We start from the raw sequence: 11,894 nt of genomic DNA, 5'->3' as shown, positions 1-11,894 counted from the left end.
TATTCGTTACCTTTACAAGCTATTTGCTAGTAAAGTAATAAAATGTTTTTATGCAGTCAGATAAATTATTGATATCCGTAATAATACCAATTTATAATCAAGAATTATTTCTTGAAGAATCAATTCAAAGTGTTTTAAAACAAAGTTATCCCTTTGTAGAATTAATATTGGTCAATGATGGTAGTACAGATAGGTCGTTAGATATCTGCATAAAGTATAGTAGTCAATATGGTAATGTACGCTATATAGAGCAGGTAAACTCAGGTGTATCTGTAGCACGGAATAGAGGACTACAAGAATCTACCGGAGCTTATGTGTTTTTTTTAGACGGAGATGATACCATTGCTACAGAATTTTTAGAAGAAGCACTTGCAATAGCACTAAATAATGAAAGTGATTTTGTAGCGATAGGAGAAGATTACTGTTTTCGCTCGCGCCATATGATGGCTCTACCTACCTGTGCTATGTTTTTAAAAACAGATTTTCTAAAAAAACATCCTGATATTAACTTTCCTATTGGCATTCAACCCTGTGAAGATGGATTGTTTTCGCATCAATTATTAGCATTAACAGACAAAGTTAGTCTGTATCCAGAAGGAAAATATCATTACCGACAGCATGATTTTCAAAATCACATTATCATTAATCAAAATACATCAAAGGTATTAGCTCAGATTCCTCAATGGTTGAGTCTATTAAAAGAATTTTATACAAGGAACAATTTCTATAAGTCACACGCGCTACATTTAGCATTATTTATTGAACATGAACCTTTTGAACTGCGTTATATAAGAATGCCGTTTGATGATGAGCAAAGAATGCAATTATTCGATTTAATAAAAGTTTTTATGCATGAAAAGGTTCTCCCAAACCTAAATACTGATGAGAAGGCACAACTAAGTGTACCGTTTCTTTACTTCTTAGAATCTAAAGACTTAAAAAGCTTTGATACTTTTTATATTGACTATAAAAGGAAGAAAACAAAAAAGTTTAAAACGCAGCTTTTTTTATTAAAATTTATACCATTATCTAAATTTAGAAGAAGTTTACGAAAGAAATTCAGTAGAAAGTTTCATCAGTTATGAAGATATTATTCGTTCAGCATTTATATTTTATTAACGGAACAGGTGGTACAGAAAAAATCTGTTCATTTCTTGCAAATAGTTTTGTTAAGAACGGTCATCAGGTTGAAATTGCTACGAATGAGCATGTTTCCGGAAAGGCCGTTTTTAAATTAGACGACCAAGTTACTGTAACAAATATTTATGATGCGTCTGTTCATCAAAAAGAGCTGATTCCGATTGTCAACTATATAGGAAGGAATCCATTTCTTTGGTTCGTCCATAAAATAAGGAAGAAGTATGCCAAAGCATATAATACGCTTTTAAAAAAGAGCATGAATGGTGAAGAGAATTTATTTATCTATAATCTAGCAAATCGGGCAAAAGCATGGAAGAATTATATTAATCAGGTACAACCTGATCTTATTATTACAATGTCAATAGGTTCATTGCTTGAGATCACTTATCGAAATAATTTAAATGTTCCAATTATTGATTCTGTAAATGGAAGACCAGATTATGATTTCACAAATATTTTTGGCGGAAGGAAACCATTTGAAGTAAAATTATTAGAAGAATCTTTTCAAAATTTATCAGGAATTCAAATACTTTTTGATAGCTATCGTAACTATTTACCGTCAAGCTTTAAGGGAGATGTGGTCGTAATTCCTAATCCAGTTTCAAAAAATCTATATCAAGTAGACCATTTTAAAAGTAAAGATCGTTATAAAATCATTCATTTAGCAAGATTGGATACAGGTTGCAAGCAACAACATCTGGCAATAGATTGCTTCTCAAAACTATCAAATAAATATATGAATTGGGATTTTGAATTATGGGGTATAGGTCCAGATTGGAATAGACTGGAGAAGCAGATTTCAGACCTTAAGATGAAGGATAGAATTTTTTTGAAAGGTTTTACTGAAAGTCCTATTGTAAAAATGAGTGAAGCTGATGTATTTATATTTCCAAGTAAATATGAAGGTTTCGGATTAGCATTAGTTGAGGCTATGTCGGTAGGTCTTCCATGTCTAGGTTTTAAAAGTTGCTCTGGAGTAAATGAGTTGATAAAACATCAAGAAACAGGATTTCTTGCAGAAGACATGGACGAAATGACATCTCAATTAGATAAACTTATGGGAGATGCCCACCTACGAGATCACTTAGGTACAAATGCAAAAAAAGCTGTAGAAGTTTTTAGTGAAAGTAAAGTATTACATGATTGGAATGAATTTGTAACTAAAATAGAAAGCTTATTCAAGCAGAATTGAGGGTTGTTTTATGTCAAAAAAGAAAGTTTTATATTATATGCCGGATAATCCCTTAAAAGGAAAAGGAGGGAATTTAACCAGGTGCAATCAAATGTTATCCTATTTCCAAAAGAATAGTGATTTACTAGATGTGCACTTTATATCTTCTATTGATTGGGATAACGAAAGTAAAGAAGAATTTCATTTAAGATATCCTGACATACAATTGAAAATATTTCTTTTTAATCTGCCCAAATCAAATATTTTAAAATATTTAATAAAGGACAAAATTCCGAAGCAAATTTCCAGAGCTATAAGAAGAAACCCCCTGGATTCCAGCACTCCTTATTTTAGAAATAAATTTAAGAAAGACATTCAGGAGAATAACTATGATATTGTAGTGATAAGCTATTCTACTTGGGGAAATGTGATTGAAAATATTCATGGTCCTTATTTTATTATAGATACACATGATTTTATGGCACTGCAATATAAAATTAGATACGAAGGTCATAAAAAAATAAATATTGGGAAACTTTTTGGAAATGAAATGAGTATACTCAAAAAGTTCAATGAAATATGGACATATTCCATTGAAGAGCAGTATATTTTTGAACAATTTACAAATAGAAAAATTACACTGATGCCAGTTTCTTTTCCAACAGTTCATCTGAATGAAAAGAGAACGATCAAGTATGATGTTTTGTATGTTGCAAGTGCTAATCCTCATAATGTAAATAGTTTCAAGTGGTTTTTAGATAAAGTTTTCCCCCTATTAGAAAATGTAAATATTTATATCGTTGGAAAGATTTGCAATTTTATTGAAGACAGTCCTAATATCATTAAATTGGGCATTGTGGATGATCTGGATGCGATATATCAAAATACACGAATTTGTATCTGTCCTATGATTACGGGTACAGGAGTTAAAATAAAAGTACTAGAATCCTTGTCTTATGGGTTGCCTATAGTAACAACGCGGCGTGGAGTAGATGGCTTGATTAATAAATCTCAAAATGGCTGTATGGTTAGTGATGATCCACTAAGCTTTGCAAATAATATCAAACAATTATTAAACGACCAACAGCTTTATTCAAAAACGTGTGCAGAAGCATTGTCTTATTTTTCTCAAAATTATCATGAAGATAAAGAGGATAAGATACTTAATGATCTGTTTATTCCGAGTTAGTAATTTTTATTTCTTTATGTTAAGGAAAAAATAGTAGAAAAATTTTGTGATAGCACGATTGAAGTAGAAGGGTAAGCCTTTGATTATTAGTTGTTAAAAATTCTATGTAAAATAAAAGTTACTTTTATTTTACATAGAATTGACAGAATTGCTATCTTAGCTGAGAATTCTTTTGCCATAGAAGTAATGATGCGTTTTTAATAATTGATTAATATCATGAGTTTTATCTTAAGGGTGAGGCTCTATTCTAAATATAAAATAAGTATTATAAAGAGTGTTGTTAAATATGGTTTTATCACTTCATGAAAAAGATATGTAAATCTTTTAAGATATGTGTTACGTTTCGGTAACAATTACCGTTATTATGTAGTATAGTGTAATCATTTTGAGATAGAAAAAAATAAATATTCTTTTGCTCAGGGCTAGTTTTAAGTATCATAGGCTAAATGTGATAATATTTATGATTACTTATTCGTTTGTTTGCTAGAGAAAATACTATTAATTGAAAATCTGACATTTAGTCAATGAGTCATAGAATTATATTTGATACTGAAAGAATGAAACACAAGCATACAGGCTTGTATTTCTTTTGTAAACATTTGGGATCCGCATTATTGGAAAATCGTTCAACCGATGCTGATCTGTTATTTTACTCTCCAGACCCGCTTTCTCAAGAATTTGGTAGTGAGGTTACATATGTTCAGCAAAAATCCCTTCATAAATTTTGGATGCCAAATTTTGATGATATTTCTTTGTGGCATTCTACCTATCAATTAAGCTCTTATTTTCCAAGGAAAGGTAAAAAGACTAAGATCATCTCGACCATTCATGACCTTAATTTTCTTAAAGAAGGTAAAACTCCTGATAAAGAGAAGTTCTATTTAAAAAAACTGCAGGCTAATTTGGATAAAGCAGATTGCATTGTTGCTATTTCTAATTATGTTAAAAATGATTTAGAAGAATATTGTGATTTAAAAGGCAAGTCTGTACAGGTGGTATATAATGGAAATAATATTGATCATAAAATTGTTAGTAATTTTCAAGTAGAAAATCCTTTGAACAAAGGTGAAAGACAGTTTTTATTTACTATTGGTACTGTAAATAAAAAGAAAAATTTTCATGTTTTGCCATATTTGTTAGTTGGAAATGACCTACAGTTGGTGATCAGTGGTGTATTAGATGAAGTTGGATATGATCAGTATATATTAAGTATAGCCAAAGAATTAGGCGTATTGGACCGCGTTGTGATCACAGGACCTATTACAGAAGAAGTAAAATATCAATATCTAAGTAACTGTGCCATGTTTGTCTTCCCTTCAATTGCAGAAGGATTTGGTCTGCCTGTTATAGAAGCCATGTCATTTGGTAAAAAAGTCCTGTTGTCTAAATATACCTGCTTGCCTGAAATAGGAGGTTCAGAAGCTTTTTTCTTAGATTCAACGGAGAAGGATTATATGATGAATTTTGGAAAATCTCATATCATGAATTTGATTAACTCTCAAGATAGAAGTACTGAAATAAAAAATTGGTCCAGGAAATTTTCATGGGATATGGCAGCAAAAAGATATTGGAATCTTTATGAACAAGTTTTAAATAAGTAAACCAAGTTTCTTCCTGTGTTTTTTTGAAATATTTAGATCTTTAAGTAAAAGTAGACAAGGAACTAGCCTTTCAAAATATAATCTTCGAGGTTTTTGTAGATTATATTTTTATCAAAGGACTCTAGGATAAATTTCCGGCCTGATATACCCATTTCTTTTCGAAGCTTAATGTCTTGAAGTTTTTTGATTTTCTCCACCATTTGTGGAATACTATTTACTTCCGTTAAAAAGCCAGAGATGTTATCCTTTACTAATTCAGGATTGCTACTACTGTTAAAAGCTATAATGGGCTTTTCTGCTAGAGAAGCCTCTGCTAGTACATATCCAAAACCCTCCCATAGTGAACTTAATATAAAAATATCAATATCAACTAAAAAGCTCCTCGGGGAATCCGTGAATCCTAGAAAATGAACATTCTTATCTGTACCCTTTTCTATGTTATAAGTTTTTAATTCGCTTTCCAGCTCACCTTTTCCTGTAATGTAAATCTGATGTTTAATCTGTAGTCGGGTTAATTCTAAAGAGAGATCGATTAAAAACTTCTGATTCTTTTGTGGAGCAAGTCTTGCTAGATTTCCTATAATTAATGAATCATCTTTGCGATCGGGAACTATTTTCTTATAAACTAATTGATCAAATTTTTGAAAATCGATAGGGTTATAAATTACTCTAATTTTTTCTTTTGGAAACAGTTGAGGATTATTTGCTAATATCGTTTCTCCAGTTGCATAGGAATTTGCTAGCACATCAGTGATATAGTTTCCAAAAATACGCTGATTTAGAAATGTATTTTTGATAGGAATAGCAGATCCCCTTCGGTATATAATACGAGGAACTTCTGCACTATGAGCGGCGTAAGCGGCAATTTTTAAATCTCTCGGATTATTGATTAATACGACTTCAATCTGTAACTTTTCAAATGTCGAAGTCAAATAGCACCTCTTTACCGGATTTAGAAAACTAAGATTAGTTAAATGGACTTCAATATATGTGATTGCAGGGAATGCAAGTAGCTTTGTTTTTAATTTACTGTTCTTTGATCCAAAAAAATAAACATCATGACCAAGCTTTGCAAAATGTACTGCAGACTCAAAATGCCATTTTTCACCTCCGCCCCACGTCTCTATCGAATTAAAAAAACCTATTCTCATTTACTAATTTTTTTGTAAAGCTTCATCCATTGAGCAGCCAATATTTCATCATTAAACTGCTGCGCATATGCTAATCCTTTTTGACGCATTATTTCCTGTTTTTCCTGAGAATTCAGGATGGCATCAATACTAATGGCTAATTGATCTATATCATTCGGATCAATATAGTGTGAAAATGGTCCTCCAGCTTCAGGAAAAACACCAGAATTTGTTGTAATAACAGGGGTTCCACTATATAATGCCTCAATGATAGGTATTCCAAAACCTTCGAAAATTGAAGGGTAAACAAATATCTTAGCAATGCTATAGAGAACCGATAATTCATTCATTGTCAATCCTTGTAAAAAGATTACGCGATTTTCCATATTATGAGCCGCCACATACGATTTTATTTCCTTTGCATAAGCAGTCTGTTTACCAACTATAACCAAAGGAATATCTTTATCTTTAATTGCCTGGACAATTGAAAATGCATTTTTTCGAGGCTCGATCGTGCCTACATTCAATATGAATTCCTGAGGAAGACCCAACTTCTTAATTAAGGTTTGCTTTTCCTGTTCCGATTTGACCGATTTAAATGAATCGTTGCATCCTTGATAAATGACTTTAACTTTCTCTTCAGGAATGTTAAAAAAATGAATAATATCTAATTTGGTCTGCTCACTAATCGCTACAATTTGATCTGCGTGTTCGCACGCATATTTAAATTTTTTATGATACAGAGTGCGATCTATTTTTTTATAAAGTTCAGGATAACGAATAAAAATCAGGTCATGTATTGTTACGACCGATGTAATTGATGTTTTGTCCAAACCGATTGGAATTTCTCCAGAAAGGCCATGATAAATATCAATTTTGTCTCTTTTCAAATCATTAACAATACGATTCGTGCGCCAATTACTCGTTAAGATTTTGTTAAGAATACCAGAAGGACGTCTAATGACACTATTGGGTACAAGATTACTATATTGGGGTATTCCGGTTTGCGGTGTATACAATAGGAATTCCTGTTCAGGATAATTCGAACGTAATATGCGGATCAAATCACGGCTATAGTTTCCTAAACCCGTATAGTTATTAAAAAAACGTTTTGCATCAAACCCTATTTTTGACATTACAATCTTTTTAATTTAAATTTTTCAATCACAGCAAGTAGTTTATCAATAATCACATCCCATTGATAATTTTCAGATACATATTTTATGCCAGCACGACCTTTTTCCTCCATTAAAGAAGGGTTTTCAATAAGCTCTAATAAAATTTTGTGTAGGTTATTTTCTGATTTATAGCAAATTAAAGCGCCATTACTTTTAGCTTCATGTTCGATCATTACATTACATTTCTTGTTGGCAATGACCATTTTCCCTAAAGATAAAGCCTCAAGTGCAATTAAAGAAAGACTTTCATATATGGACGGATTGACAACAGCAAAAGAGTTCATGATTAAAGCTGTCTTTTCAGATTCAGTAACAAAACCCGTATAAATAATATCTGGATGTTCTACCTTAGGCATAAATAGATCACCCGTTAGAACTAACTTTAGATCTGTATTGTACTTATTTTTGAATGCTAGAAAATAATCAAGAAAATTATTCAATTTTCCTTCGACAATACGTCCACAGAAAAGTAGATATTGCTTAGGAAAATGATCTTTTACTTTTTCAATTTCTTCTTTGCTTGCTGAAGTAATGTCTACACCAACAGAGACAACATCGTTCGGCGCTAGTTTATGCTGAAAGATTTTCTGACACATTTTTCGTTCTGTATCGGTATTAAATGCGATAAAACCCACTTTTGTGAATAAATGAGAGTTAATAGAACGAAAAAGCATGCTTTCTAAATGTGCTGTTGGTATCAGAATAGTCTTTTCTGGCGCAATAAAATCTCCCAATTGTGTAAGAGCATTTTCATAGGTGATGAATATTAGCGCATCATATTCATCTTTATGTTCTTTAAGATAGTTGAGTAAATTATCTGAATAAAAGCCATAATTTTTCATGAGCTTATATTCAACATCTTTTTGATAGTTCCAGATGGGAAAAATAGGAAATATAATATTGGATAAATTTAAACGATAAATCAATCGTCTAATTTTACTTGCCTTTTTCGATTTTTTTTGTAATTGTTCGTAGTACGTTCTGTTAAAAGGATTATTATCGAAACGTCTGATTTTGACACCGTTCAATTCATAAGTCCCTTCTTTTACTTCAGGAATAAATGTTGTATAATCTTTTACCGTAGTTGTTAATACTTCCACATCGTATTGACCTGCAATTCTTTCAGCTAACATTCTACAATGAAATTCAGCACCACCAGTTACATCCAAGCCATAACGTACGGTAATGAAACCGATTTTTCCCATTTATATTAGCTGTTTTATTTTGTTAATAATCATTTCCGAAGAGACTAAATCAATTGCTTCCTTACCATCACAATCACAGGGCTTATTCCCATATATTGAATTTGGTCTATTAGGATGTTCTACCTGAACACAATCTTCTATGGATTGTCCATAACCAAGAAATCCCGCAAAAGGGTGGGTAGCACCCCACACGGACAAGCAACGAACACCCATTAAAGAAGCCATATGCATACCTGAAGAATCCATACTGATCATTAAGTCTAAATTAGAAATAATAGCAAGTTCTTCTTTAAGATTGAAACGACCAATTGTACTGTGGACACTGGGATATAGTGCTTGCCATTTTTCAGCTTGTGCTTGTTCCAATTTCCCTCCGCCAAATATGAATGTGTCAAAGTTGTTCTGAGATAAGAAAGCAATTACTTCCTGCATTTTTGGAAGAGGAAAGACTTTATAGGAGTGTTGTGCAAATGGGGCTATCCCAATTTTTCTGCTTTCATCATCCGAAAATAAAGCATGTGCTAAGTTGGGTAATGCCAACTTAGTAGGCTCTAATTTATTCTGCAATATAAATTTAAAACCAAGATCACGAAATACATCGGCATAACGTTCAACAGTCGGTTTTAACGGTTTCAAAACCTTATTTTGAAATCGGGTAAGTGCTTTTTTTTCTTTTCGGCCTTTGTCCAATTGCTTGACCACAAGTCCCGATACCTTAATAAGAACTGCTAAAATTCGAGATCTTAAATTAAAATGTAGATCAGCAACTGCATCGGCACCATAAGAAGTTAATTCTCTTTTTAGGTTCACAATACCTTTTAAACCTTTATGTTGTTCTTTGGGATTAAAAGGATGGAATTGTACATTCGGAATAACTTCAAAAAAAGCCTTAAAAGCTGGACGGGTTACCATAATAATCATTACAGCAGGATACTGTTGCACAAATTCCTTCAAGACTGAAGCAACCATGGCAACATCTCCCATGGCAGAGAAGCGCGTAACAATTATTTTGGATGGTAAAGACATTATTTTGATGCTTGATACAATACAGGATTTAAACTCGGATCGTTATACATTTTCATCTGTTTATAGACTTTCATGTATTTTTTTCCAGCTTGGATATCAGAAAGCAATTCATCAATACTCTGAGAGAGATCAACACGTTGTTCTAAAAGAATATTCAATTTAATTTGACAAGCATCGATATGGCTCGGTGCTACATCATTACGTAAAGTCTCTTGCTCCATATGATAGATTTTTAAAGCTAGTATCGACAATCTGTCAATTGCCCAAGCAGGACTTTCCGTATTGATTTTAGCATCTTCGTTTGGAGTAACATCTTGAAATTTCAATAGATAGTAGCTGTCTATATATTCCACAGTATCTGTACGATGCTGATTGGATTCATCGATTCTTCTTTTCCAGTATAAACCTACCTTAGGATCGATTTCAGGATTTCTGACCACATCTTCCATATGCCATTGTACGGTATCAATCCAACATTTCATATACAGTAAATGTTCTAATGATGACGACTCAAAAGGGTTTTGAATAACTTGATCAATTTCGTTTTCAACGTGATAATCTGCGATTGCACGTTGAAAAATAGTGTTAGCTAATGCACTTATCATACTACAAACTTAGATAAATTTGTTTTATTTACAATCTTAATTGCGTCATATCTAAAACAAATTTATTTGCCAGAATCTGTTTTATGAAATGCGTTTAGGGTATTAGCCGCTAGACCCGAAAAGAACTTCTTAATTGATGAAAGAAAATTGGGATGCCTATTTTAATAAATCTAAAAGCAGACTTGGATATATTCCGAGGAGTACAACCAAAATACTGATCGAAACAGCTATAAGAACTAAAAATCTGTTGAACTTAGGTAACGCTATAGCCGTGTCATTATCTCTTAAAAATGCAAATAGTGGAATTTTAAAATAATAGAATAACGAGATCACAGAAGTTAAGGCTCCTACAATAAGTAGGAATAATAAAGGTATTTCATTTAACGTTTGATACTGTTCAAATACCTTAGAAAATACCAGAAGTTTTCCGATAAATCCCGCAGTAGGAGGGAGTCCGATTAGTGAGATCAACAGAATAGAGAAGCTCACAAATATCACCGGGTATTTTTTACCCAAACCTTTATAAGATTCAATAGTGGTACTTTCAAGGCCTTGTTCCAGTTGATCAATAAATAAAAAGACTGCGATATTCATCAAAGCATAGATTGCCAGATAAAATAATAGAACATCAGGATCGTTGTCAATATAAACAAGAGCCACCATCAAGAGTATACCAGTATGACCAATAGAAGAATAGGCCATCATTCTTTTAATATCTTTTTGCTTTAATGCGGCTAGATTTCCAATAAGCATTGTAGCGATTGCAATGATGATGATAACGGAGATTAAGAACTCTGAGTAGAAGAAAGGGCTAGCAGTCCAGCTCGCCAGTAAACGCGATAACAGAACCAGCGCACCAATTTTTGGTACTGTTGATAGATAGGCAGTTATCGGGGTCGGAGCACCTTGATAAACATCAGGACTCCACACATGAAAAGGTGCAAAGCTTAATTTAAAACCAATTCCGGTTAGTAAAAATAGAAATGCAATACAGGTCATGACTTTTGGAGCTTCAATAAGTCCCTGGATATGTTGCTGGCTATCAAAATTTAAGTTTCCCGTGAAACCGTAAATAAGTGATAGACCATACAGCATCACCGCTGCACAGATGGAGCCAAATAAAACATATTTCATTGCCGCTTCAGCCTCAAATTTCGTTTTAGAGAAATATCCGACCATGACGTACGAGCTGATCGATAAAGTTTCAATCGCGATAAAAATCAGCAACCAGTTGCTGCTTATCGTTAATAAGTGCAGTCCGAGTGTAGCTGTGAGCAATACTGCATAAAGATCACCAATAGGACGGATCTGATTTGAAAAACGTTGCTGGATGAAAACAGCTATAAATATAGTCGATAGCGATAAGATGATGCGGGATAAAATAGATAATTTATCAATTTTGATCATCTCAAAAAATCCAGATTCACCAGTAAATAGGCTATTCTGATCAAAAAGGAAATATAAACTAAGTAATAAACCGATTATGGTAATAGCAAATGAACTCTGTTTCCAAATTCGGTCTATAAATAAACTGCAAAATATACTGCATACAAAAGCAATCATGAGTGCAAGTTCCGGCTTGAATAAAGGGATACTTACTATGATATGGTCTAAAATTGACGAAATTGATGAAGCAAATGCGGCCATGT

Annotated in this window: 10 protein-coding genes; 4 read left to right on the top strand and 6 right to left on the bottom strand. The window is 32.6% G+C overall.

The genetic code is table 11. The annotated features are described in order from the left end of the window. Positions 1 to 50 precede the first annotated feature (50 nt). The 4 genes from FHR29_RS22115 (at position 51) to FHR29_RS22100 (ending at position 5,101) form a co-directional block, all read left to right on the top strand. Positions 51 to 1,085, top strand: a complete 1,035-nt coding sequence (locus FHR29_RS22115) for a glycosyltransferase (RefSeq protein WP_183917265.1) — start codon at positions 51 to 53, stop codon at positions 1,083 to 1,085. After that, the gene (locus FHR29_RS22110; RefSeq protein WP_183917263.1) at positions 1,082 to 2,332 is read left to right on the top strand and encodes a glycosyltransferase; all 1,251 of its coding nucleotides are present in this window, start codon (positions 1,082 to 1,084) and stop codon (positions 2,330 to 2,332) included. Before FHR29_RS22115 ends, FHR29_RS22110 begins: the two co-directional genes overlap by 4 nt. Before the next feature lie 10 nt (positions 2,333 to 2,342). Next, positions 2,343 to 3,500, top strand: coding sequence for a glycosyltransferase (locus tag FHR29_RS22105; protein WP_183917261.1), 1,158 nt, complete (start codon positions 2,343 to 2,345; stop codon positions 3,498 to 3,500). A gap of 524 nt (positions 3,501 to 4,024) precedes the next feature. Next, positions 4,025 to 5,101 (top strand): glycosyltransferase family 1 protein, encoded by a 1,077-nt coding sequence (locus FHR29_RS22100; RefSeq protein ID WP_132841207.1) that lies wholly within the window; start codon positions 4,025 to 4,027, stop codon positions 5,099 to 5,101. A gap of 62 nt (positions 5,102 to 5,163) precedes the next feature. Here the strand turns inward: FHR29_RS22100 and FHR29_RS22095 are convergent, their stop codons facing one another. From FHR29_RS22095 to FHR29_RS22070, 6 genes are all read right to left on the bottom strand, one after another. Beyond that, complete coding sequence (locus tag FHR29_RS22095) at positions 5,164 to 6,252, bottom strand: glycosyltransferase (protein WP_183917259.1); 1,089 nt, start codon at positions 6,250 to 6,252, stop codon at positions 5,164 to 5,166. Continuing rightward, complete coding sequence (locus FHR29_RS22090; RefSeq protein ID WP_183917257.1) at positions 6,249 to 7,367, bottom strand: glycosyltransferase family 1 protein; 1,119 nt, start codon at positions 7,365 to 7,367, stop codon at positions 6,249 to 6,251. Before FHR29_RS22090 ends, FHR29_RS22095 begins: the two co-directional genes overlap by 4 nt. Next, positions 7,367 to 8,614, bottom strand: coding sequence for a glycosyltransferase family 4 protein (locus FHR29_RS22085; RefSeq protein WP_183917255.1), 1,248 nt, complete (start codon positions 8,612 to 8,614; stop codon positions 7,367 to 7,369). Before FHR29_RS22085 ends, FHR29_RS22090 begins: the two co-directional genes overlap by 1 nt. Then, positions 8,615 to 9,640: a glycosyltransferase family 9 protein gene (locus FHR29_RS22080; RefSeq protein WP_183917253.1), complete on the bottom strand. Its 1,026-nt coding sequence runs from the start codon at positions 9,638 to 9,640 to the stop codon at positions 8,615 to 8,617. Continuing rightward, positions 9,640 to 10,245, bottom strand: a complete 606-nt coding sequence (locus FHR29_RS22075) for a DUF4254 domain-containing protein (RefSeq protein ID WP_132769066.1) — start codon at positions 10,243 to 10,245, stop codon at positions 9,640 to 9,642. Before FHR29_RS22075 ends, FHR29_RS22080 begins: the two co-directional genes overlap by 1 nt. A gap of 156 nt (positions 10,246 to 10,401) precedes the next feature. Further along, entirely contained in the window at positions 10,402 to 11,892 is a 1,491-nt protein-coding gene (locus tag FHR29_RS22070) for an NADH-quinone oxidoreductase subunit N (RefSeq protein WP_183917251.1), read from the bottom strand. Positions 11,893 to 11,894 lie beyond the last annotated feature (2 nt).

Source organism: Sphingobacterium sp. JUb56 (assembly GCF_014191365.1).
Classification (GTDB): Bacteria; Bacteroidota; Bacteroidia; order Sphingobacteriales; family Sphingobacteriaceae; genus Sphingobacterium; species Sphingobacterium anhuiense.
The sequence above is the reverse complement of the archived record's forward strand: the minus strand, read 5'-3'. Positions and strand labels throughout refer to the sequence as shown.

Coding starts and splice junctions, on each gene's coding strand:
- FHR29_RS22100 (WP_132841207.1), top strand. CDS start 4,025: ATGAGTCATAGAATTATATTTGATACTGAAAGAATGAAACACAAGCAT.
- FHR29_RS22095 (WP_183917259.1), bottom strand. CDS start 6,252: ATGAGAATAGGTTTTTTTAATTCGATAGAGACGTGGGGCGGAGGTGAA.
- FHR29_RS22075 (WP_132769066.1), bottom strand. CDS start 10,245: ATGATAAGTGCATTAGCTAACACTATTTTTCAACGTGCAATCGCAGAT.
- FHR29_RS22115 (WP_183917265.1), top strand. CDS start 51: ATGCAGTCAGATAAATTATTGATATCCGTAATAATACCAATTTATAAT.
- FHR29_RS22110 (WP_183917263.1), top strand. CDS start 1,082: ATGAAGATATTATTCGTTCAGCATTTATATTTTATTAACGGAACAGGT.
- FHR29_RS22080 (WP_183917253.1), bottom strand. CDS start 9,640: ATGTCTTTACCATCCAAAATAATTGTTACGCGCTTCTCTGCCATGGGA.
- FHR29_RS22105 (WP_183917261.1), top strand. CDS start 2,343: ATGTCAAAAAAGAAAGTTTTATATTATATGCCGGATAATCCCTTAAAA.
- FHR29_RS22090 (WP_183917257.1), bottom strand. CDS start 7,367: ATGTCAAAAATAGGGTTTGATGCAAAACGTTTTTTTAATAACTATACG.
- FHR29_RS22070 (WP_183917251.1), bottom strand. CDS start 11,892: ATGGCCGCATTTGCTTCATCAATTTCGTCAATTTTAGACCATATCATA.
- FHR29_RS22085 (WP_183917255.1), bottom strand. CDS start 8,614: ATGGGAAAAATCGGTTTCATTACCGTACGTTATGGCTTGGATGTAACT.